Source organism: Pseudomonas sp. WS 5010 (assembly GCF_012985565.1).
In the GTDB taxonomy this organism is placed as follows: Bacteria; Pseudomonadota; Gammaproteobacteria; order Pseudomonadales; family Pseudomonadaceae; genus Aquipseudomonas.
In genome coordinates this window covers 237,075-260,163 of the sequence record NZ_JAAQWQ010000002.1, presented here as the reverse complement: position 1 = coordinate 260,163, position 23,089 = coordinate 237,075, and the positions used below count along the sequence as shown (strand labels likewise).

Here is a 23,089-nt window from a genome sequence, read left to right as displayed (position 1 = left end):
GCGATTCTTCGCCCGCCTTCCTGACACGAGCGCCCCCATGAGCTTTGATTTCGACACGATCCACCCTCGCCTCGGCACCGGCAGCACCAAGTGGAGCCGCTACCCCGAAGACGTCTTGCCGATGTGGATTGCCGACATGGACATCGCCGCCCCACCGGCGATCCTCACGGCCCTGCACGCGCGCCTGGACCAGCAAATGCTCGGCTACAGCGTTGCCCGGCCAGAAGTGCGCGAAGCGATAATCAGCGACCTGTGGGACAAGTACGCCTGGCGCGTGCAGCCCGATGAACTGTTATTCCTGCCGGGCGTCGAGCCGGGTTTCAACATGGCCCTGCACGCCTTTGTCCAACCGGGCCAGTCGGTGGTCTTGCAGACTCCCAACTACGCGCCGCTGCGCCATGCGGCCGGCAACTGGAACCTGCCGAAGATCGAAGTGCCGTTTGAACTGAGCGCCCAGGGCGAATACCTCACCCCCCTGCCCGCCTTGCGCCAGGCCTTGAAAGGTGCCGGTGCCTTGCTGTTGAGCAACCCCCACAACCCCCTGGGCAAGGTGTTCGCCCGCGAGGAATTGCTGGCGGTGGCCACTGCCTGCCTGGAACAGGGCACGCTGATTATCTCTGACGAAATCCATGCCGAGCTGTGCTTTGACGGGCGCCGGCATATCCCCACCGCATCGCTGAGCGCAGAGATCGCCCGGCGCACCATTACCCTGATGTCGGCCAGCAAGGCCTACAACGTCGCCGGCCTGAAGACCTGCTTTGCGATTGTCCAGGATCCAGTCATCCGCGAGCGCTTCAACAAGGCGCGCTGCGGCATGGTCGACAGTGTCAGCCCCCTGGGTCTGGAAGCCACCTGGGCGGCGTACAGCCAATGCGGTGAATGGTTGAAGGCGTTGCTGACGTACTTGCAAGGCAACCGCGACTACCTGCTGGATGCAGTGCAAAAACGCCTGCCGGGGGTGACCATGCATGCCCCGCAAGGCACTTACCTGGCCTGGCTCGATTGCAGCGCCCTGGGCCTGGAAGACCCGCAGCGGTTTTTCCTGGAGCAGGCCAAGGTAGGCTTGAGTGCAGGCGTGGAATTTGGCGATGACAGCCAGCAGTTCGTGCGCTTGAACTTCGGCTGCCCGCGGGCGTTGCTCGAAGAAGGTATTTCACGCCTGGAACGCAGCCTGAAAAACCGCTGAACACCCGTGTAGGCGCAGGCTTGCCGGCGCCTATAAAGGTATGCGCAGGTTTGGGTTCAGAGCTTGGCGATGGACACTTCGGTGGATTTGACGAAGGCAATCACTTCGCTGCCCACCTTCAATTCTAGGTCGCGCACCGAACGGGTGGTGATCACCGAAGTGACAATCCCGGACGCGGTCTGCACGTCGATTTCGGACACCACCTCGCCCAGCAGAATTTCCTTGATCACGCCCTTGAACTGGTTGCGCACGTTGATCGCTTTGATGGTCATGTCGGTTTTCCTTTTACGGTTGGGTCAATCCGCACGAATGCGCAGGCCCTCAAAATGCGCCATTCGCACCAACAACAAAAGGAATAAATAACTATTTATTTATTCCATATTTGCATATGCAAAGCCCTGTAGGAGCCGGCTTGCCGGCGATGGGGCCCGTGAATCATGTGCTGAGTTCAAGGACGCCATCGCCGGCAAGCCGGCTCCTACATGGGTTTGGTCAAAAACCTACTGTTGCCGACACCAGCCATGTGCGCGGCGTAGACAGGGTCAGGCCAGGCGCGCTGTCGCTGGAGGTTGCAGCCGAGGCCCAATAGGTGGTGTCCAGCACGTTCTCCACGGTAGCGCGCAGGGTCACCGGGTTTTCCTTGACCTTGAAGGTATAGCGCGCCCCCAGGTCATAGCGTTCCCAGTTGTCGATTTTCTGCTGGTTGGCTGCATCCAGGTACTGCGCGCCGGTGTGGATCGCCCGGGCGGTCAGGGTCAGGCCTTGCAGGCGCGGGATGTCCCATTCGGCCCCCAGGTTGACGTTGGCAATCGGCGAACCGGTGCCGCGCTTGCCGTCAGTCAGGCCCTGGGCGGTCTTGGTCTGTTCGCTGTCGAGCAGCATCACCCCGCCGAGCAGGCGCACGCCCGCCAGGGGCTCGCCAAACACGTTCAATTCCACACCCTGGTTGCGCAACTCGCCGTTGGGTTTGAAGAAGCCCTGGCTGTCGATGCCATAGGCCGGCTGCTTGATCTGGAACACGCTGGCGGTCAGGCCAAAGCTGCCCATGTCGTACTTGGCGCCGACTTCCACCTGCTTGCTCTTGGTCGGCGGGAAGATCGCGTTTTCATTGCGCACCCCACTCGAAGGCGCGGTCTCGCCCTGGCTCAAGCCCTCCATGTAGTTGGTGTACAGGGACAACTGGTCGGTGACTTTCACCACCAGGCCCAGGGCCGGCGAGGTCGCCTGTTCGTCGTACTCCGGCTGATCCTTGATGCCATTGCTCCAGGAGGTGACCTGGACCTTTTGCAGGCGCGCGCCGAGGGTCAGCAGCACGCGCTCATCGAACAACGCCAGGGTGTCGGCCAGGGCCAGGCTGGTGAAGCGGTTTTCGGTGTGGGTGCTGGTGTCCCAACGCACAGCCTGGCCTGGGTGGGGCAAGACCACCGGGTGGTAGAGATTGCTCTTGCCGGGGGTGTAGCGCTCGCCGGCATTGTCGAAATCCATATTGAACTGATTGAGGCTGACATTGAGGGTGTGCCCCACCGGGCCGGTGTCGAACCAACTGCGCGCACCGACAGTGACGGTCTTGACGTCTTCGTCGCGGCGGAAACTGCGCGGCACTACGGTGAAGTCGCCGTTGCTCTGGGTCGCCTGCACGCCATGGCGCAGGAAGTCGTAGTTGCCTTTGCGTGCGCCGGCAGCGGCGTAGACCATCAGTGAATCGCTGACATCGAACTCGCCACGCACCGCGCCAAAAGTGTCCTTGGTATGGGAATAAGTCCAGGACTGGGCGAAGTTGTCGCGGATATCGCGGGCCTTGGGCATCACGCTACCCTTGGCGATCTCCACGCGTTCCTGGGGTGCGTCGGCGGTGCGTTCCTGGCGCCCGAGGTCGAGGGACAGGCGCACCCGCTCCTTGCGATAGTCGAGGCCGATCACCGTCATTTCGCGGTCGACCTCCTGATGGTCCCACTCGGTATCGCCGGCTTGCTTCACGCCATTGAAGCGCACGCCAAACTGCTGCTCATCGCCAAACCGCCGGCCGATATCCACCGCGCCACCGAACTGCCCCGCCGAGGCATAACTGCCGGTGAACTCGGTGAGCGGTGTGTCGGCGGCGCGCTTGGGCTCGATATTGATCCCGCCGCCGATACTGCCCCGGGGCGCAATGCCACCGAGCAAGGCACCGGGGCCCTTGAGGATATCGACGCGTTCGACCATTTCCATGTCGATGGCGTAGGTCGGCAGCACGCCGTACAGGCCGCCGTAGGACACATCACTGTTGAACAAGCTGAAACCGCGCACCGAGAACTGCTCGAAACGCCCACCCGCCGGGTTGGTGATGCGCACCGAAGGGTCACTGGCAACCATCTCGCCGAGGGTGCGCGCCTGCAGGTTTTTCACGGCCTTGGCGGTATAGGAGGTGAGGTTGAACGGCGTATCCATAAAATCGCCGTCGCCGAGCATGCCCTGCGCACCTTTGCGCGTGACCTGGTCACCGGCGTAGGTTTGGGCGACGGGTGTGTTCGCCACCCCAAGAATCGAGGTGGCTGGCAACTGATAGGCATCGCCCTGGGGGGCGGGGATCAGGGTGTAGGCACGCTCGCCCACTGCCTGCAATTGCAGGCCCGAGCCTTGCAGCAGCCGGGCGAAACCTTCCTCGACGGCAAACTCACCAGAGATCCCGGCGCTTTGGCGGCCACTGACCAGGGCCGGGTCCACCGACAGATTGACCCCGGCCAACCCGGCAAAGCGGGTCAAGGCACTGCCCAGGCTACCGCCGGGCACTTGGTAACTGCGCCGGGCCGCGTCCTCGGCCCAGCTCACAGGAATGAACAACGGGCTGGCACTCAGGCTCAGCACCAGACTCAGGCGCAACAACGATGGCGGGACGACGGGCATTAAAAGGCTCTCTGTTTTCGTTCACTTGCCTTGGATGACAGGCGAGACGAAAAAAAGGGACACGGTCTTACCCTGTGGGAGCGGGCTTGCCCGCGATGGCTGAGTGTCAGTCGATACATGGGGTGACTGATGCACCGCGATCGCGGGCAAGCCCGCTCCCACATTGGGGGGTGGTCAAACCGGGGTTTTGCGCGATGCCAGCGTGACCCAATAACGGGTGCGAAACTGCACGTGTAGCCCGTGGGTGGTGGCCAGCAGGCTGAGGATGCGGTCGGTGTCGTCCAGGCGGAAACTGCCGGTCACGCGCAGGGTTTCCAGGCGCGGGTCCCAACGCAGCACGCCCGGGCGATAGCGATCCAACTCGCGCAGGAAATCGCCCAGCCCTTGGTTCTGCGCGGTCAGCACCCCATCGCGCCAGCCCAGTTGCAGCACGTCGAACGGCAGCGGCGCGCCCAACCCCGACGGTTGTAAGCGTATTTGTTGCGCGCTGTGCAGCCAGGTACTACGCCCCGATCCATCTTGCACTTGCACCTGGCCCTTGAGCACCGACACCAGGCACGCGTCCGCCAGTTGGCGCACGCAAACCTCGGCCTGGCTGGCGATGACCTGGCCATAGCGGGTGTGTACGGTCAGCGCCGACGGGCCAGGCACATTCAGCGCCATCTCGCCATCGACCAGGGTCAGGCGTCGCCGAGGAAGGTCCACATCCACCGCGCTGGCGGTGTTCAGTTGCAGGGCGCTGCCATCGGCCAACGGCACGCGTTTGCGCTCGCCGGTGGCGGTATGCAGGTCGGCACGCCACACGTCGATGGGCAACTGGCGACTGAGCAACCAGGCCGCCGGCACCAGTGCCGCGACGCCCAGGGCGCGCTTGAGCACCGCGCGCCGGCCAGGTTGCGGGCGGTCGAGGCTGGCCATGGCCAGGGAGGATGGCAACTCGGCAAACCGCTGGCGCAGCAACTGCGCCTTTTGCCAGGCTTGTTCGTGCTGGGGGTGACTGTCGCGCCATTGCTGCAAACCGTCATGGTCACGCTCGCCGGCCGTGCCGGATTCCAGCAACGCCAACCACTGCGCGGCTGCCCGCGCTACATCCGGTGCGGTGCGGCTCACAGTTCCACCAGTAGGCAATGTTCGTAGGCCTGGGCCATATAACGCTTGACCGTACGTTCCGAAACCTTGAGACGCTCGGCAATCTCCCGATAGCCCAGGCCTTCGAGCTGGCTCCAGAGGAACGCCCGGCGCACCGGGGCCGCCAGGCCGTCGAGCAGTTCGTCCAGGGCGTGCAGGGTTTCCAGCAGCAACCAACGCTGCTCCGGCGAGGGAGCGCAGTCTTCGGGCAAGCGTGCCAGGGCATTCAAGTACGCCTGCTCCAGGCTGCGGCGCTGATGAAAATTGACCAGGAGGCGCTTGCCCACTGTCACCAGATAGGCCCGTGGTTCCTGCAATTGCGCCACCGGCTGGGCGCTGGCCAGTACCCTCAGGAACGTATCCTGACTCAGGTCGGCAGCATCCCAGGCATTGCCCAGGCGCCGGCGCAGCCAGCTTTCCAGCCAGCTGCGGTGGTCGCGGTACAAGGTGCTCAGGCTGGGTTCGGCGGTGATCGTTGGCGATACAGCATCATTCATGGCAAGCGAACCCTGGGCGGCGCGAGTGAGTCTCAAATGAGATTCATTCTATTTAATATCCCTGGCGCATACCATGTTCTTTTTCCCGGATAGACGGGCGGAGGCGGTTAATCAAGCGCCCTGGCCTTGTAACGCAGCAAATCTATAAACAACCCCAACTCACGGCTCACCGGTTCACCCTTGCGCAGCAAGATGCCAAATGGCGCAAGCGTCACCTCCAGCTCCACCGGTAACTGCACCACCAGGCCCATCTTCAGGTAATCGCGCAGTGCGCTTTCGGAAAGCACCATGATCGCGTCGGTCAGTTGGATCAGTTGCTGCATGGAATACACCGAGCTGCATTCAATGATGTCCGCCGGCAGCGGCAGGGCCAGGTGCTGCAACGCTTCGTCAAAACCGATGCGTGCCGGGCTGCTTTCCGGTTGCAGGATCCACGGCCAGTCGCTGACCAACTCGGCCAACGGCAGGCTCGCGCGCTGCGCCAGCGGGTGCCCGGCGTGCACCACCACCAGCAAGCGCTCGTTGCCCAGCGGCTCGAAGCTGTAGTGTTCGCTGTCGGTGGCGGCGTTGCGCCGGGCGATGGCCAGGTCGATGCGCCCCTGTTCCAGTAACTGGATCACCTGGTCGCTGGTGTCGCCCATGATGCGGATGCGCAGTTGCGGGTTGAGGGATTTGATCTGCGCAATCGAGTCCATCACCAGGTCCGGCGCGGCGCCCATGATGGTGCCGATTGCCAGGTAGCCATAACCGCCCTGCTGGCGCGCCATCAGGTCTTCGGCACAGCGGTCGAGGCCGCTGAGGGCCGATTCGGCAAAACGGATCAACTCCTTGCCCAGCGCCGTCGGGCGCATGCCACGGGGCAGGCGCTCGAACAGGTCACAGGCAAACATGTCCTCGATCTCGCGCAGCATGCGGGTGGCAGCCGGCTGCGACATGTTCAGGGCCTGGGAGGCACGGTGCAGGTTCTGGCTGGAGCTCAAGGCCACCAGCATATGCAGATGCTTGTAGCGCAGGCGGTTGAACAGGCTGCGGGAAATCAGCGGACTACTCATTTTTTTCCTTGTTATCGATACCCTGAGGTTATCGCTTGTAAGCGAGATTCGATTTGTAGCGCATTGCTCGGCCGCCGTACAGTCCGGCCCATAAGAACAAAGCCTTACAAAAGGATTTCCAGATGACCACCCTGCCCGCGTCCCTGCTCGCCAAGATTTCCTGGCGGCTCCTGCCCTTCTTGCTGCTGATGTACATCATGGCCTTCCTCGACCGCGCCAACGTCGGGTTCGCCAAACAAGCCTTCCAGGCCGACACCGGTCTGAGCGACGCAGCCTTCGCCTTTGGCGCCGGGGTGTTTTTTGTTGGCTACGCGTTGCTCGAAGTACCGAGCAACCTGATCCTGCATCGCGTCGGCGCCCGCCTGTGGATGTGCCGGATCATGGTCAGTTGGGGCCTGGTCTCGGCGGCCATGGTGTTTGCCCATAACGAAACCAGCTTCTACATCCTGCGCTTCCTGCTGGGCGTGGCCGAAGCCGGTTTTTTCCCCGGCGTGATCCTCTACCTCACCTATTGGTTTCCCCAGGCCGCGCGTGGCAAGGCCATGGGCTTCTTCTATTTTGGCGCGCCGCTGGCCTTTATTTTTGGCAGCCCGCTGTCTGGCCTGCTCCTGGAAATGGACGGTTTCGTCGGCCTGCACGGCTGGCAGTGGCTGTTCGCCGTGGAAGGCCTGATGGCTTCGGCGGTGGGCATCTGGGCCTATTGGTACCTGGACAATCGCCCCGCCGACGCCAAGTGGCTGAGCCTTGAAGAGCGCCGCCAGATCCAGGACCTGCTGGATGCAGAAGACCAGCACAAAGGCTCCCATGGCCGCAGCCTGCTCGGCGTGCTGTGCCAGCCGTCGGTGCTGTACCTGTGCCTGATCTACCTGCTGATCCAGGCCAGTGTCTACGGCGTGGTGTTTTACCTGCCAACCCAGGTCAGTGGCCTGCTCGGCACCAAGGTCGGCCTGATGGTCGGGTTGGTCTCGGCGATTCCCTGGGTCTGCGCGCTGTTCGCCGCGTGGTGGATCCCCGGTTATTCGGACCGCAGCGGCGAGCGCCGGCGTACCGCGTCCCTGACCCTGGTGATGGCCGCCGCCGGCATCGCCTGCTCGGTCACCTTCGCCAACCCGTTGCTGGGCATGCTCGCCCTGTGCTTTGCCGCCAGCGGATTCATCGCGGTGCAGCCGGTGTTCTGGACCTTCCCCTCCAGCTACCTGGCCGGTAGCGCGGCGGCGGCGGGCATTGCCCTGATCAACTCCTTTGGCGCACTGGGCGGGTTTATCGCGCCGGTCCTGAAAAACTGGGCGGAAACCGCCTTCCACTCCCCGGCAGCCGGCCTGTACCTACTGTCTGCCACCACGGTACTGGCTGCATTGCTGGTGCTGGGTATCCACTCCCCCGGCCACACAGCGTCGAACACGCCGGCCACTGTTTAACTCCAGGAGTCACACCATGGGCAACATCACCATCAAACACGTGCGCGCCTTTGTCTTGCGTGGCGGCGGCGCGGATTACCACGACCAGGCCGACGGCCACTGGATCGACGACCACATCGCCACACCCATGAGCAAATACCCCGAGTACCGCCAGAGCCGCCGCAGTTTCGGCATCAACGTGCTCGGCACGTTGGTCGTGGAAGTAGAAGCCAGCGACGGCACTGTCGGGTTTGCCGTGACCACCGGCGGCGAGCCTGCGGCCTATATCGTCGAGAAACACCTGGCGCGCTTCCTTGAGGGCGCGCGGGTGACCGATATCGAGAAAATCTGGGACCAGATGTACCAGTCCACCCTGTACTACGGGCGCAAGGGCCTGGTGATCAACACCATCTCCGGGGTCGACCTGGCGCTGTGGGACCTGCTCGGCAAGATCCGCCAGGAACCGGTGCATCAATTGCTAGGCGGCGCCGTGCGCGATGAATTGCAGTTCTACGCCACCGGCGCGCGCCCGGACCTGGCGCAGAAGATGGGTTTTATCGGCGGCAAGATGCCCCTGCACCACGGCCCGGCCGAAGGTGAGGAAGGCCTGCGCAAGAACCTCGAAGAGCTGGCGAGCATGCGTGAACGGGTCGGCCCGGACTTCTGGCTGATGCTCGACTGCTGGATGAGCCTGGACCTGAACTACGCCACCAAACTGGCGATTGGCGCCCACGAATACGGCCTGAAATGGATTGAAGAGGCCCTGTCCCCCGACGATTACTGGGGCTACGCGGCCCTGCGCAATAACGTGCCCAAGGGCATGCTGGTCACCACCGGCGAACACGAAGCGACCCGCTGGGGCTTTCGCATGCTCCTGGAAATGGGCTGCTGCGACATTATCCAGCCGGATGTGGGCTGGTGCGGCGGCCTGACCGAATTGGTGAAAATCTCCGCCCTGGCCGATGCGCACAACGCCATGGTGGTGCCGCACGGTTCCTCGGTCTACAGCTACCACTTCGTCGCCACCCGCCAGAACAGCCCGTTTGCCGAATTTTTGATGATGGCGCCCAAGGCCGACGAAGTGGTGCCGATGTTCCACCCGCAACTGCTCGGCGAACCGGTCCCGGTCAATGGCCGCATGCGTTTGTCGGTGCTCGACAAGCCAGGCTTCGGCGTAGACCTGAACCCTGATTGCCAACTGCATCGTCCATATAACCGCTAAGGAGCCTCGCCATGCACATGCCTCATAACGCGTTCAAGGCCGGCCTGCGCCAGGACGCCAGCCAATACGGGATCTGGGCCGGTTTCGCCAGCGGCTACGGCGCGGAAATCGTCGCCAGTACCGGGTACGACTGGATGCTGATCGACGGCGAGCACGCGCCCAATACCGTGCCCAGTGTGCTCAGCCAATTGCAGGCGGTGGCGCCCTACAACACCGCGCCCGTGGTGCGTGCGGTCAGCGGCGATGCCAACCTGATCAAGCAACTGCTGGATATCGGCGCGCAGACCCTGATGATCCCCATGGTCGAAACCGCCGAGCAGGCCCAGGCCCTGGTGCGCGCCATGCGTTATCCGCCCCACGGTATACGTGGCGTGGGCGGCGGCCTGACCCGCGCCACGCGCTGGGATGGCGTCGAGAACTACCTCACCACCGCCCACCAGGAGCTGTGCCTGATCGTGCAGGTGGAGTCGCGCCTGGGCGTGGAAAACGTCGAGGCGATTGCCGCAGTCGAAGGGGTGGATGCGGTCTTTATCGGCCCCGCCGACCTGTCCATCGGCCTCGGCCATGCGGGCAACCCTGGCCACCCCCAAGTGCAGGAACGCATCCAGCACGCGGTTAACGCCACCCTGGCGGCGGGCAAGGCCTGCGGCATCCTCGCGCCCAATGAAGAAGACGCGCGCCGCTACCAGGCGTGGGGCTGTCGCTTCATTGCGGTGGCGATCGATATCAGCCTGCTGCGCCAGAGCGCCCTGAGCACCCTTGCCCGCTACCGCCCTGCCGCCGACGCGAAAGCGCCGTCGCGCACATACTGAGGAGCCTGCCATGTCATCCGTTCCGGTCTACCAGAACTTCATCAACGGCCGCTTTACCCCAAGCAGCGCCCACATCGACGTGCTCAACCCCGCCACCGGCGCGCTGCTGTCCAAAGTGCCGGCCGCCACTGCCGAGGATGTCGACCAGGCCCTGGCCGCCGCCCGCGCCGCGCAACAGGACTGGGCGCGCAAACCGGCCGTCGAACGTGCCGGGCACTTGCGGCGCATCGCCGCCAAGCTGCGGGAAAACGTCGCCCACCTGGCCCGCACCATCACTCTGGAACAGGGCAAGATCAGCAGCCTGGCTGAGGTTGAAGTCAACTTCACCGCCGACTACCTCGACTACATGGCCGAATGGGCGCGCCGCATCGAAGGCGAGATCATCACCAGCGACCGGCCCAACGAAAACATCTTCCTGTTCCGCAAGCCCCTGGGCGTGGTAGCGGGGATCCTGCCATGGAACTTCCCGTTCTTCCTCATCGCCCGCAAGATGGCCCCGGCGCTGTTGACCGGCAATACCATCGTGATCAAGCCCAGCGAAGAAACGCCGAACAACTGCTTTGAATTCGCCCGGCTGGTGGCCGAGACGGACCTGCCGGCGGGGGTGTTCAACGTGGTGTGTGGCGACGGCCAGGTCGGCGGCGCCCTCACCGCCCACAAGGGCGTGGACATGATCAGCTTTACCGGCAGCGTCGCCACCGGCTCGCGGATCATGACCGCCGCAGCACCCAACATCACCAAGCTCAACCTGGAGCTGGGTGGCAAGGCGCCGGCGATTGTCCTGGCCGATGCCGACCTGGAACTGGCGGTCAAGGCCATCCGTGATTCGCGGATCATCAACAGCGGCCAGGTGTGCAACTGCGCCGAACGGGTGTACGTGCAGCGCAGCGTCGCCGACCAGTTTATCGAGCGCATCAGCGCGGCGATGGCCGCCACCCGCTACGGCGACCCACTGGCCCAGGCCGATGTGGAGATGGGCCCGCTGATCAACCGCCAGGGCCTGGACAACGTCAACCGCAAGGTGCGCACCGCCCTCGCCCAGGGCGCAAGCCTGGTCACGGGCGGACAGATTGCCGACCTCGGCGCAGGCTTTCACTTCCAGCCCACGGTATTGGCCGGTGGCCGCGCCGACATGGATATCATGCGCGAAGAAATCTTCGGTCCGGTGCTGCCCGTCCAAATCATCGACGACCTCGACGAAGCCATCGCCCTGGCCAACGACTGCGACTATGGCCTGACCTCCTCGATCTACACCCGTGACCTGGGCAAGGCCATGCATGCGGTGCGCGAGTTGGCCTTTGGCGAAACCTACGTCAACCGCGAGAACTTCGAGGCGATGCAGGGCTTCCATGCCGGCGTGCGCAAATCCGGGATCGGCGGCGCCGATGGCAAGCACGGCCTGTACGAATACACCCATACCCATGTGGTGTACCTGCAGAGCTGAGGTGGGGCAACGGGCGCCGACACGCGAGTGCCGGCCCCAACAACCACCCCTTCCAACAAGGATTACGCAATGAGCATTGCCAACCTCTACAACGGCCCGATCATCGACAGCCACCTGCACCTGTTCGACCCACGCCGCCCCCAGGGCATCCCGTGGCCCGAGCCGGGCAACCGTTTGTACGCCGCGCATCTGCCCGAGGATTACTGGGCATTGGCCGCCGAACACCAGGTGATCGGCGCAATCGCCGTGGAAGCCAGCCCGTGGCGCGACGACAACCATTGGTTGCTGCAAACCCTGCGCAGTGACCCTCGGATGCTTGGCTTTGTCGGCAATCTCGACCCGCTGCACCCACAATTTGCCGGCGACCTTGCCGCGCTCGCCTACGAGCCGCTGTTCCTGGGCCTGCGCTACGGCAACCTGTGGCAGCGTGATTTGCTGGTGGACCAAACCCGTCCAGGGTTCATCGACGGCCTGCGCCAGCTCGCCGATTGCGGGCGGTGCCTGGACAGCGCCAACCCTGAGCCACGATTGATCAAGGGCCTGCTGCACCTGAGCGATGCCCTGCCGCAACTGCGCATCATTGTCGATCACCTGCCCAATGCCCAGGTCCCTGCGGGCCAGGAAGCGGCCTACCACGCCGACCTGCTGCGCTTGGCCGAACGGCCCAATGTGTTCGCCAAACTGGCAGAAATCCCCCAGCACGGGCCCGACGGCTTGATCGTCGACACCGCGTTCTACAACGACCGCCTGGCCGTGCTGTGGGACGCGTTTGGTGAAGACCGCTGCTTCTTCGGCAGCGACTGGCCCAACAGCGACCACCTGGCCGATTTCGCCGCCACCCTGGGCCTGGTCAAACGCTGCATGGCTGATCAGCCCCAGGCCGTGCAGGAAAAATTCTTCCTGCACAACGCCGTGCGTATCTACAGCCCGACACTGCCACCTGGAGGCCTCTGATGCCGACCCGTGCCTTTCGCATGAACCTCAACCCCGGCATGGCTGCCGAGTACCGCCGGCGCCATGAGCAGATCTGGCCGGAACTGGCCCAGGCCCTGCGCGATGCCGGCGTGCTGGACTACCGGATCTTCCTCGACACGTCCACCAACGCGCTGTTCGCCGTATTGACCCATACCGATGAGCACGGCCTGGACGCCCTGCCCGGTACCGCGCTGATGCAACGCTGGTGGCAATACATGCAAGACATCATGCCCAGCCACGCGGATAACGCACCGGTCAGCGTGGATCTTGAACCGATGTTCAGCCTTACGCCCGACTGAGCCATTGGCTCCTCATCACAACAATAAAAAGGATTCGAACACGTGGAAATCATTCTCCTCGGTGTGATTCTGCATTTGATCGGTGGCTTTGCCTCCGGCAGTTTCTACATCCCCTACAAAAAAGTTGGTGGCTGGGCCTGGGAAAGCTACTGGATCACCGGCGGCCTGGTGTCGTGGCTGATCGTGCCGCTGATTGCCGCGCAATTGACCGTGCCCGGCTGGGTCGAAATCCTGCGCAACGCCGACACCAGCACCCTGCTCTGGACCTATATGTTCGGCGTGCTGTGGGGCATCGGCGGGCTGACGTTCGGCCTGACCATGCGCTACCTGGGGCTGTCTTTGGGCATGTCGCTGATCATGGGCCTGACCTCGGCCCTCGGCGCCCTGATGCCCGCCTTGTACCGCGACCTGTTCACCCACGAGACAGAGGGCACCCTGACCTCGATGCTTGCCTCACAAGGCGGGCATTGGGTGCTGTGGGGCGTGGCCGTGTCGCTGATCGGCATCGCGGTGTGCGGCAAGGCCGGGCTGATCAAGGAACGGGAAGTGTCCCAGGCGGTAAAGTTCGCCAGCGTCAGCGAGTTCGCCCTGGGCAAGGGCATGCTGGTGGCGGTGATTTCCGGGGTCTTGAGCGCCTGCTTCAGCTACGGTATTTCCGCCGGGCGCCCACTGGCCGCCGCCGCCGTGGAACATGGCGCCAACAGCCTGTTCCAGAACAACGTGACGTTCATGGTGATCATGTGGGGTGGGCTGACCACCAACGGCATCTGGTGCCTGTGGCTGAACTGGCGCAACCGCACGTTCCACAACTACACCGACCGCAACGCCCCGCTATTGCGCAACTACCTGCTGGTGGCGTGCGCCGGGACCTTGTGGTTCTTGCAATTCTTTTTCTACGGCATGGGCGAAAGCCGCCTGCAGAACGACGCCAGCTCGTGGGTGTTGCACATGTCTTTCATCATCATTGTGTCCAATTGCTGGGGCCTCTACTTTCGCGAATGGCACGGCACCAGCACGGCCAACAAGGGCGTGCTGGTGGCCGGGATCGCGGTGATCCTCGGCGCCATTGCCATGGTTGGCTACGGTAATTACCTCGGCTGAGGCCGCAATGCCTTTTTGTCGGGGCGAGCTTGCTCCTACAACAGCGTTATATTTTTTCCAGGAGATTTCCCATGTTGCTAGCAGACAAAACCGTGATCATCACCGGCGCCTCCCGTGGCATCGGCCGCGCTGCCGCCCGCGAATGTGCACGCCAGGGCGCCCGTGTGGTGATCGGCCATAGCGCCAGCACGCAAGGCACCCAGGCCGCGCTGTCGTTGATCGAGGAGATCCGCGCATTCGGTGGCCAGGCCATTGAAGTAGGCGGTGATGCCGCCGACCCGGACACCGGCGACAAGCTGGTGGCGGGGGCAGTCGAGGCCTTCGGCAGTGTCGATGTGTTCGTCAACAACGCCGGGATCTGCCCGTTCCATTCGTTCCTCGACATGCCGCGCGAGGTCTACCTCAAGACAGTCAATACCAACCTCAACGGCGCCTACTTCGCCGTGCAGGCGGCGGCCAACCAGATGAAGAACCAGGGCCGTGGCGGCGCGATCATTGCCGTCAGTTCCATCAGCGCCCTGGTAGGTGGCGGCATGCAGACCCACTACACCCCGACGAAGGCCGGCCTGCATTCGTTGATGCAATCCTGCGCCATCGCCCTGGGGCCGTATGGCATTCGCTGCAACTCGGTACTGCCGGGCACCATCGCCACCGACATCAACAAGCAAGACCTGGCTGACGCAGAAAAACTCGCCTACATGACCTCCCGCACACCCCTGGGCCGCCTGGGCGAACCGGACGACGTCGCCGGGCCGATCGTGTTCCTGGCCTCGGACATGGCGCGCTACGTAACCGGCGCCTCGTTGCTGGTGGATGGCGGGTTGTTCGTCAACTTGCAGTAACCCCCGACACCGCCCCCACACACCAAAGATCCAATGTGGGAGCGGGCTTGCTCGCAATAGCAGTGTGTCAGTCAGCCGATTCATCACTGAACCACCGCCATCGCGAGCCAGCCCTCTCCCACACTGGAGGTCTGTGTGTACCTGGAATTTGTGTTTTACCCCGGATAACAACAATAAAACCAAGGAGCACTCATGCGCATCAACCTCCCCCTGGCCCTGCTATGCAGCACGGTTTCCACCTGCGCCCTGAGCGCCGGCCTGCTGGACCCTGCCTCCCCGGCCATGCTCGGCGACTGGAACGGCCTGCGCCCGCAGCTCGCCGAACAGGGCTATGACTTCACCCTCAAATACGTCGGCGAAGTGGGCTCCAACCTCGGCGGCGGCTATGACTCCCATATGACTGCGCGCTGGAGCGATCAACTGATCCTCGGCGTAACCATGGACCTGCAAAAACTCTGGGGCTGGCAGGACGCAACCTTGCGCATCGGCATCGGCGAGCGCCATGGCAAGGACATTACCAATGACCGCGTACATCACCCCGACGCCACCGGCCTGACCTCGACCATGGAAGTGTTCGGCGGCGGCAATGCCTGGCGCCTGTCACAGTTCTGGTACGAGCAGAAGTTCTTCGCGCGCAAGCTGGCCGTGAAACTGGGGCGCTTCGGCCATGGCGAGGACTTTGACCAGTTCCCCTGCGAGTTCCAGAACGTGACCCTGTGCGGTTCCCAGGAAGGCAACTGGAATGGCGTGTGGAACAGTTTCCCCATCAGCCAATGGGCGGTGCGTGCCAAATACCAGTTCACCGACGTGTTCGCGGTGCAGGTTGGCGCCTACGACAAAAACCCTGGCAACGCCGAGGCGAGCAATGGCTTCAAGCCGTTCATCAGCGGCTCCCAAGGCACCAGCTTCCCTGTCGAAGCCATCTGGAAGGGGCGCATCGGCGGCCTGAGTTCGGAATACCACGCCGGCTACTACTACGCCAATGCCGACACCCAGGACATGCTCAAGGACGCTGACGGCAACTATGCAGCCAGCAGCCAGAAACCCTACCGGATGTATTCGAGCAATTCCGGCTGGTGGTTGTCGGGCCAACAGCAACTGACCACTGTCGATGGCAACAACAAACGTGGGCTCAACGTGTTTGCCAACCTTGCCATGAACGACCCGGACAAAAGCATGATCAAGAGCCTGGTGCAGGTCGGCCTGATCTACCGGGGCCCCTTCGACGCGCGGCCGCATGACACTTTTGGCGTCGGTGCGTCGAAACTTAAGGTCAGTGACCGCTATACCGACAACACCCAGGCACTCAACGCACGCACGGGTGTGACGGGCATAGGGGATCTGCCTGAACAGCGGCGCGAATACAGCTACGAGGTCAACTACGGCGTGCAGGCCACCCAATGGCTGATGGTGCGGCCTAACCTGCAGTATGTGAAATATCCGGGTGGGGTGACGCAAACCCGTGGAGCGGTGGTGGGTGGGGTGCAGTTTATTGCCGATTTCTGAGGGTTGGGGGAATGCAAAATTGCATCCCCCTTGCAGGAGCGGGTTTACCAGCGATAGCGGTCAGTCAACCAATACCGCCATCGCGGGCAAGCCCGCTCCCACAGGTTCGGCTGCCAGGCGGCCCAACCTCATCACTGCCCCTCAAGCAGCGCCGGCTTGCCCAACTCCCCTATCTTCTCCAGCCGCGCCCGCACGATATTGCGGCTGATATTGAGCAAGCGCCCGGTCTGCAATTGGTTGCCATGGCAGTAGCGATACGCTGCACGAAACACGGTTTCTTCAATGTGCTCGTAAAGGTCCGGGATGTTCTGCTCGAACAGTGCATTGAGCGCCGCTTCCAGGTCCACCGGGCCGCTGGGGGCCGGCAGGGCGTGGTTGGCTTCGTCCTGGCGGATGCCGGACGAGCGCATGTCCACCAGGTGCAGGTCCGCAGGCTGCACCCGTTGGTTGCGGCACACCAGCAAGGCGTGGTGGATGGCGTTCTCCAGTTCGCGAATGTTGCCCGGCCAGCTGTGCTCGAGCATTTTGCGCTCGGCTTCCGGGCTCAGGCTTGCGCGGTTGTAGCCCAGGCGCTGGCAATGTTCTTCGAGGAAAAACTCCGCCAGGGGCAGGATGTCGCCGGGGCGTTCGCGCAGTGGCGGCAGGCGGATGGTCGCGACGTGCAGGCGGTAGAACAGATCCTCGCGAAAATGCCCGGCGACCACCGCGTCGGCCAGGTTGACGTTGGTGGCGGCCACCAGGCGCACATTGATCGGGATCGGCGTGCGCGAGCCCAGGCGCACCACTTCGCGCTCCTGCAACACCCGCAGTAACTTGACCTGCATGTTCAACGGCAAATCGCCAATTTCATCGAGGAACAACGTGCCGCCGTTGGCCGCTTCGAACCAACCGGCCTTATGGGTGGTGGCGCCGGTGAACGCACCTTTTTCATGGCCGAACAACTCGCTCTCCACCAGGGTTTCGGCAAAGGCCCCGCAGTTCACCGCCACAAACGGTTCGCGGCCGCGCCGGCTCAGGTTATGGATGTGCCGCGCCACCAGTTCCTTGCCGGTGCCCGTTTCGCCAATGATCAAGGTATTGGCCTCGCTGGGCGCCAGGCGCTCGATCCGCGCCAGCAATTCCTGGGAGCGCGGGTCCTTGAACACCAGCACGGTGGCACGCACCGACTTGGTCAATTCGCGGGCATTGGGATGAGTGATCAACGACATGGTGCATTCCTGGCAATAAAAGCGCGTGCTCAATAGTGCATGAAGTTTTCTAGACCATTTAATTATTAATTCGTATTTATATATTCCCATTTCGCATATACCAACACTGCACGCCACGGCTGCTGCTGGAGCAGCAACCGGCCAGCAGTTGCCTGTCTATCCATCAACAACCGGGCGTGCGCCAGCGCCCCGCGCCAAACGCTACAGGCCACGGTTGTTGGGGCTCTGATGGCATTCGAGCGACGCTGGCATGCAATCTGCTCTCTCCCTGCCAACACCCTCCCCTGGAGGAGCCGGCTTGCCGGCGATGGCGTGCGGTTAAACGCTGCAAGGCTCAACGGCCTCATCGCCGGCAAGCCGGGCTTCTACCAGGGCAGGTCTTCAAATTGGCAGGGGAATTTCGATGAATAAATGGATCGCCGCATTGTTCGCTGTGCTGGTCAGCACGCTCGCGCTGGCGCAGCCGCCAGCCTCGGTAAAAATCGCCATCGTCGCCTACACCCAGGGCGGCAAGCCGGTATTCGGTGGGATCGCCGGGCGGGTGATCGAGGATGGCTGGCTGGAAACGCAACTGCGCGAGCGCGGGGTCAAGCTGCAATGGATCGCCCTGCCCCACGCCGGCGCCGGCCCGCAGATCAACGAAGGCTTCAGCAACAACACCCTGGACTTCGCCGTGCGCGGTGACCTGCCCTCGGTGATCGCCGGAGCCGGTGGCGTGCCGGGCAAGTTGATCGTGCCCGGCGGCAGCGGCAATAACATCTACCTGGTGGTGCCCGCCGGCTCCAGCGCCAACAGCATCGAGGACCTCAAGGGCAAGCGCCTGGCCCTGCACCGTGGCCGCCCCTGGGAGTTTGCCTTCAGTAACTTCCTGGCGAGCAAGGGCCTCAAGCTCGACGACTTCAAGATCGCCAACCTCAACCCGCAAGTCGGCGCGGCGGCGGTGTCGGCCGGCAAGGTCGATGCAGCGGTGCTGTTGAGCGAGGCCTATGCCCTGGAAGACAAGGGCGTGGGCAAGATCATCTGGTCGACCAAGCAAGGCAGCAACGACTGGCGGCTGATCTCCGACCTGTGGGGCACCGACGCCTTTGTGCAGCAGCACCCGGATATCACCCAATTGCTCGCCACGGCCTGGGTCAAGGCTGCCTGGTGGATTTCCCAGACGCAGAACCAGGACGCCTATTACCAATTGTCTTCGCGCGCCGGCACCGCTGAAAGCGTGCTGCGCCGTGACGACCAGGACGACCCGGTGGCCTGGCAAGAACGCTGGGCGCCGAAAAGCGACGCGCAGCTCAAGGCCCACTACCAGGCGCTGACGGCCTACGCCCTGGCCAACCACCTGATCCGCGACCACTACGACATCAGCCCGTCCCTGGCCACCGGCTTTACCCGCCAGGCCCTGATCGACCTGCAACTCACCGACTACTGGCCTGCCCTGCGTGGCCAGGTCAGCACCCAACCTTGATAGGGAAATTACCGATGAATCTGCCCCGCTCCTTCGCCTTCGGCCTCAGCATCCTGGCACTGTCCATGAGCGCCCTGGCCGCCGACGTGCACCCGCCCAAGCCCGACCCACTGCAAGGCGATGGCCGTGTCTCGGCGTTCTACACCTGGGAAAAAGTCATCCCGGCCACCCCCGGCAAACTGCTGCGCAGCGAACCCTTGGAAAAAACCCTGAGCCTGCCCAATGCCGCCAGTGCCCAGCGCATTCTCTATACCTCCACCGATGGCATCGATAACAAAACCCCGGTGGTGGTCTCCGGCACCCTGTTCCTGCCCAAGGGCAAGGCTCCGGCCGGCGGCTGGCCGGTGGCCAGTTGGGGGCATGGCACGGTCGGGGTCGCTGATGTATGCGCGCCGTCGTGGCAGGGCCGTTCGTACCGTGACGTGCAGTACCTCAGCCGCTGGCTGGATGAAGGGTTTGCCGTGGTCGCCACCGATTATCAGGGCCTGGGCGTCCCCGGCGGACATCCGTTGCTGAACAATCGCATGGCCGCCTACGGCATTCTCGATGCGGCCAAGGCCGTGGTGGCGGGCGTGCCTGGGCTGGCGAACAAGGTGCTGATTGTCGGCCAGTCCCAGGGCGGCGCCGGCGCGTTTGCCTCGGCCGCATATGCCGCCACCTATGCGCCCGACCTTGGGGTCAAGGGCAGCATCGGCACCGGGGTGATCTACACCGTCGGCGCGAAAAACGTGGGTGAACAGGACCCCAACAAGGTCGACGCGTCCCTGGCCTACGGCTTCTATACCTTGCTCGCGGCCCAGCAATATGACCCGAGCATCGACCCCCGGGACTTCTATACCGACAAGGCCCTGCCGCTGTTCGAGCAGGCGCGCACCAGTTGCCTCGCGGCTCTGGTCAGCGACGTCGAAGGCATCGGCCTGACCCCGGCCAACGCGAAGAAGGACTACCAGGGCAAGCAGCTCGCTCCGTGGCTGGCGCAAGTGTCGTACCCCACCCTGAAAACCGCACAGCCGGTATTTATCGGCACCGGCGCCGAGGACAAGACCCCGGCGGCGTCCACCCAAGTGGCACTGATGCAGGACGCGTGCAAAGCCGGCTCCATCGTCGAGGGCCACCTGTACAAGGGCCTGGGCCACAGCCCGACGGTCAATGCCTCGCTGAAGGACTCCGTGCCCTTCGCCCACAAGGTCATCAACGACCAACCGATCACGCCGATCTGCAATCCCAGCGTGCAATAAGCCGGAGGTTTTCATGAGCATCGAATTTTTCACCCGCCTGCCACTGCACGGCGAGACCCAGTTTTTGCCCGGCGACCCGCGCAACCGTGGCGACTGGCATCGGGGCGGCGCCAGTACCGGCGCGGTGTCCGGCTTCAGCGTCGGCGATCACTTCACTTATATCGACTACCTCGGGCAAATCGCCAAGGCCGCCGAAATCAATGGCTTTGGCGGCGCGCTGATGGTCAACGCGCCCACCGGCGAAGAACCGTGGACCGTGTGCTCGCTGCTGGCCCGGGAAACCCGCACCCTGCAGTTTGTCACGGCGTTCCAGCCCTACCACTACACCCCGTGGGTCGCGGTGCAACAGGCTGCCACCTACCAGCGCGCCACCGGCAACCGCCTGGTGTGGAACATCATCAACGGCGGTTCGGACGCCATCCAGCGCCAGGTCGGCGATTTCAGCGACCACGACGAACGCTATGAGCGCGCCACCGAGTTCATGGATGTGGTCAAGGGCTACTGGCACAACGAGACCTTCCACTACGACGGCAAGTTCTACAAGGCCGATGGTGGCGGGCTGCGCGGGCCGTTGAAGAAGGCCGAGCTGCCGCTGATCTGCACCGCCGGCTCGTCCATCGCCGCCCGCGAGTTTGCCGCCAAGCATGCCGATTTCTACCTGATGCGCGCCGAGCATCCCGATGAAATCGCGGCATTGATCGCAGACTTGCGCGAGCGCGCCTTGAGGTGGGGGCGCACGGATATCCGCTTTGGCCTATCGATTGACGTCATCACCCGCGAAACCGAGGAACTGGCGCGCACCGAAGCCAAGCGTTTCTTCGACGAGGGCATCGCCCGTGGCGCGGTCAAGGCCGTGGCCGCCCACGCGGGCCTGCGCACCGCGCGCAAGTTGAGCTACGAGCAAGGCTTTGCCGAGAAAAACGAAACCCAGGGCTTCGAGGACTTTTTTATCCATCCCAATGTGTGGACTGGCTTCGGCTACATCGGCATCCCGCCTGGCTGCGCGCTGGTGGGCAGCTACGAGAACGTGGTGGCGCGGATCCGTGAGTACAACGCCATTGGCATCGACCTGTTCTTCCTTGCCGGCTACCCGCACCTGGAAGAAGCCTATCGCCTGGGCGAGCACATCCTGCCGCACTTTCGCAATGAACGCGCCGAACTAAGCCGCGCCCCGGAACCCGTGCGCGCGCTGCACTCGGCCAATGGAGGAGCCTGACACCATGACCTTACTGCTCAGCCGCCGGGACTTTCTCGGCTACAGCGCCACCGTCGGCGGCGGCCTGCTGCTGGCCGGTTGCGGTCCCGCCGACACACCGGCAGCCGGCATTGCCAATGACCAGCCGCGTTACGGTGGGCGCCTGCGCCTGGGGATCCTCGACGGCAACCAGAGCGGCAACCTCGATGCCCACAAGCCCATTGGCAGCGGCATCGTGCGCGGCTTTGCGCTGTACAGCAAACTGTGGGAATGGGACGAGCAGATGCAACCGCGCCTGGCCCTGGCCGAGCTGGCAGAGCCGAATGCCGACGCCAGCGCGTGGACCCTGCGCCTGCGCCCGGGCCTGGAGTTTCACAATGGCAAGACCATCGACGCCGATGACCTGATCTTCTCGATCCGCCGCCTCACCGACCCGCAGCTGGCTTCGCCCTATGCCGCGCTGTTGCACTGGGTGGACCGCGACAACCTGGTCAAGCTCGACAACCGTACCGTGCGCCTGAGCTTTCGCGACGGGCGCAGCTACCTGCCGCTGGCGGAAACCTGGGTCAACTTCGGCGGGATCGTGCCGGTGGATTACCACCCCGTCACCAACCCGGTGGGTGCCGGGCCCTACAAACTCAAGAGTTTCACCCCCGGCCAGCGCTCGCTGTTTACCCGTTTCGAGAACTACTACAAGGACGGCAAGCCCTACGCCGACGAGCTGGAAATCATCGACTTCAAGGATCAGGTGTCACGCCTGGCCGCCCTGCGCGCCGGGCAGATCGACATGGCCAACGTGCTGCCCACCGAGCAGTTGCCGATCCTGGCCAAGGACCCGCGCCTGCAGGTGATCAAATCGGTGAGCGGCAATTGGCTGTCGTTCGATATGAACCTGGACAAGCCGCCGTTCAACGACCCCAGGGTGCGCGAAGCCTTGCGCCTGATGGCCGACCGCGAAGAACTGGTGCGCCGCGCCCTCAACGGCCAGGGCCGGGTGGCCAATGACCTGTATGCGCCCAGCGACCCGACCTTCAACCACAGCCTCGACCCGCGCCCCTACGACCCGCAACGGGCAGCGCAACTGCTCAAGGCAGCGGGCCAGGAGAACCTTGAAGTGGAGCTGATCACCACGCCCGGCACCGGTTTGAGTTCGGCCCTGGTGCTGGCCGAACAAGCCAAGCGCATTGGCGTGACCCTCAAGGTCAAGCAGGTGGACCTGGCGACCTTCCAGGGCCCGCAGAAAAACGACTGGGCGCTGAGCACCGGCGGCAGCATCGGCGCGCCGTTCCTCGCCAGTGCGATTCACACCGATGCACCGTTTGCGGTGTCCAATAAAACCCACTTCCACGACCCGCAGTTCAGCGAACTGTTCCTGGCCGCCATGGCCCAGCCCGATCTGGAAAAACGCAAGGCACTGGTGCATCAGGTGCAGCAGATCCAGTACGAGCGCGGTGGCATGTTGATCTGGGGCTATGCCGACCTGCTCGACGGCGTGTCCACCCGCGTTGGCGGCGCACAGGCCGAAGAGTCGCTGTTCAGCACCTGGCGCTTTGAAAAACTCTGGCTCAAAGACAGCGCCTGACGCCCCTGTAGGAGCCGGCTTGCCGGCGATGGCGTCCTTGAAAACACAGCAAACCTCAAG

The 23,089-nt window shown here is 63.5% G+C and carries 20 protein-coding genes; 14 read left to right on the top strand and 6 right to left on the bottom strand.

The features are described 5' to 3' along the window. Nucleotides 1-37 precede the first annotated feature (37 nt). The gene (locus HBO11_RS06055) at nucleotides 38-1,186 is read left to right on the top strand and encodes a PatB family C-S lyase (protein ID WP_169953188.1); all 1,149 of its coding nucleotides are present in this window, start codon (nucleotides 38-40) and stop codon (nucleotides 1,184-1,186) included. 56 nt (nucleotides 1,187-1,242) lie between these two features. Here the strand turns inward: HBO11_RS06055 and HBO11_RS06050 are convergent, their stop codons facing one another. The 5 genes from HBO11_RS06050 to HBO11_RS06030 all read right to left on the bottom strand — a co-directional run bounded on the left by HBO11_RS06050 (nucleotide 1,243) and on the right by HBO11_RS06030 (nucleotide 6,746). After that, nucleotides 1,243-1,458 carry a TOBE domain-containing protein gene (locus HBO11_RS06050; protein WP_003173733.1) on the bottom strand — a complete coding sequence of 72 codons (216 nt, stop codon included), beginning with the start codon at nucleotides 1,456-1,458 and terminating at the stop codon, nucleotides 1,243-1,245. A 220-nt stretch (nucleotides 1,459-1,678) separates the two neighbouring features. After that, a complete protein-coding gene (locus tag HBO11_RS06045) occupies nucleotides 1,679-4,069 on the bottom strand; it encodes a TonB-dependent receptor (protein ID WP_169953186.1) in 2,391 nt (796 codons plus the stop codon). Between the two features lie 174 nt (nucleotides 4,070-4,243). Continuing rightward, nucleotides 4,244-5,179, bottom strand: coding sequence for a FecR domain-containing protein (locus tag HBO11_RS06040; protein WP_169953183.1), 936 nt, complete (start codon nucleotides 5,177-5,179; stop codon nucleotides 4,244-4,246). Next, entirely contained in the window at nucleotides 5,176-5,694 is a 519-nt protein-coding gene (locus tag HBO11_RS06035) for a sigma-70 family RNA polymerase sigma factor (protein WP_169953181.1), read from the bottom strand. The genes HBO11_RS06040 and HBO11_RS06035 overlap by 4 nt, the downstream gene beginning before the upstream one ends. Before the next feature lie 107 nt (nucleotides 5,695-5,801). Then, the gene (locus tag HBO11_RS06030; protein WP_169953178.1) at nucleotides 5,802-6,746 is read right to left on the bottom strand and encodes a LysR family transcriptional regulator; all 945 of its coding nucleotides are present in this window, start codon (nucleotides 6,744-6,746) and stop codon (nucleotides 5,802-5,804) included. A gap of 122 nt (nucleotides 6,747-6,868) precedes the next feature. On the opposite strand from HBO11_RS06030, the gene HBO11_RS06025 reads away from it, so the two are divergent. From HBO11_RS06025 to HBO11_RS05985, 9 genes are all read left to right on the top strand, one after another. After that, complete coding sequence (locus HBO11_RS06025; protein WP_169953175.1) at nucleotides 6,869-8,164, top strand: MFS transporter; 1,296 nt, start codon at nucleotides 6,869-6,871, stop codon at nucleotides 8,162-8,164. 16 nt (nucleotides 8,165-8,180) lie between these two features. Continuing rightward, nucleotides 8,181-9,365, top strand: a complete 1,185-nt coding sequence (rhmD, locus tag HBO11_RS06020) for an L-rhamnonate dehydratase (RefSeq protein ID WP_169953174.1) — start codon at nucleotides 8,181-8,183, stop codon at nucleotides 9,363-9,365. An 11-nt stretch (nucleotides 9,366-9,376) separates the two neighbouring features. Beyond that, nucleotides 9,377-10,177 (top strand): HpcH/HpaI aldolase/citrate lyase family protein, encoded by an 801-nt coding sequence (locus HBO11_RS06015; protein ID WP_169953173.1) that lies wholly within the window; start codon nucleotides 9,377-9,379, stop codon nucleotides 10,175-10,177. Nucleotides 10,178-10,187: 10 nt separating this feature from the next. Beyond that, nucleotides 10,188-11,621, top strand: a complete 1,434-nt coding sequence (aldA, locus tag HBO11_RS06010; RefSeq protein WP_169953172.1) for an aldehyde dehydrogenase — start codon at nucleotides 10,188-10,190, stop codon at nucleotides 11,619-11,621. Nucleotides 11,622-11,690: 69 nt separating this feature from the next. Next, nucleotides 11,691-12,575, top strand: a complete 885-nt coding sequence (locus HBO11_RS06005) for an amidohydrolase family protein (protein ID WP_169953171.1) — start codon at nucleotides 11,691-11,693, stop codon at nucleotides 12,573-12,575. After that, nucleotides 12,575-12,895 (top strand): L-rhamnose mutarotase, encoded by a 321-nt coding sequence (gene rhaM, locus HBO11_RS06000; RefSeq protein WP_169953170.1) that lies wholly within the window; start codon nucleotides 12,575-12,577, stop codon nucleotides 12,893-12,895. Before HBO11_RS06005 ends, rhaM begins: the two co-directional genes overlap by 1 nt. A 42-nt stretch (nucleotides 12,896-12,937) precedes the next feature. Then, nucleotides 12,938-13,996, top strand: a complete 1,059-nt coding sequence (gene rhaT / locus HBO11_RS05995) for an L-rhamnose/proton symporter RhaT (protein ID WP_169953169.1) — start codon at nucleotides 12,938-12,940, stop codon at nucleotides 13,994-13,996. A gap of 71 nt (nucleotides 13,997-14,067) precedes the next feature. After that, nucleotides 14,068-14,838 carry an SDR family NAD(P)-dependent oxidoreductase gene (locus HBO11_RS05990; protein ID WP_169953168.1) on the top strand — a complete coding sequence of 257 codons (771 nt, stop codon included), beginning with the start codon at nucleotides 14,068-14,070 and terminating at the stop codon, nucleotides 14,836-14,838. Between the two features lie 192 nt (nucleotides 14,839-15,030). Further along, nucleotides 15,031-16,344, top strand: coding sequence for a carbohydrate porin (locus tag HBO11_RS05985; RefSeq protein WP_169953167.1), 1,314 nt, complete (start codon nucleotides 15,031-15,033; stop codon nucleotides 16,342-16,344). A 131-nt stretch (nucleotides 16,345-16,475) separates the two neighbouring features. On the opposite strand, the gene HBO11_RS05980 is transcribed toward HBO11_RS05985, so the two are convergent. After that, entirely contained in the window at nucleotides 16,476-17,552 is a 1,077-nt protein-coding gene (locus HBO11_RS05980) for a sigma-54 dependent transcriptional regulator (RefSeq protein ID WP_169953164.1), read from the bottom strand. Nucleotides 17,553-17,955: 403 nt separating this feature from the next. On the opposite strand from HBO11_RS05980, the gene HBO11_RS05975 reads away from it, so the two are divergent. The 4 genes from HBO11_RS05975 to HBO11_RS05960 are packed head-to-tail and all read left to right on the top strand — an operon-like array spanning nucleotide 17,956 to nucleotide 23,029. Beyond that, the gene (locus HBO11_RS05975; RefSeq protein ID WP_169953162.1) at nucleotides 17,956-19,014 is read left to right on the top strand and encodes an ABC transporter substrate-binding protein; all 1,059 of its coding nucleotides are present in this window, start codon (nucleotides 17,956-17,958) and stop codon (nucleotides 19,012-19,014) included. Nucleotides 19,015-19,028: 14 nt separating this feature from the next. Further along, a complete protein-coding gene (locus HBO11_RS05970) occupies nucleotides 19,029-20,252 on the top strand; it encodes an alpha/beta fold hydrolase (RefSeq protein WP_169953160.1) in 1,224 nt (407 codons plus the stop codon). A 13-nt stretch (nucleotides 20,253-20,265) separates the two neighbouring features. Continuing rightward, nucleotides 20,266-21,468: an LLM class flavin-dependent oxidoreductase gene (locus HBO11_RS05965; protein ID WP_169953158.1), complete on the top strand. Its 1,203-nt coding sequence runs from the start codon at nucleotides 20,266-20,268 to the stop codon at nucleotides 21,466-21,468. Between the two features lie 4 nt (nucleotides 21,469-21,472). Beyond that, nucleotides 21,473-23,029 carry an ABC transporter substrate-binding protein gene (locus tag HBO11_RS05960; protein ID WP_169953156.1) on the top strand — a complete coding sequence of 519 codons (1,557 nt, stop codon included), beginning with the start codon at nucleotides 21,473-21,475 and terminating at the stop codon, nucleotides 23,027-23,029. Nucleotides 23,030-23,089: the final 60 nt, after the last annotated feature.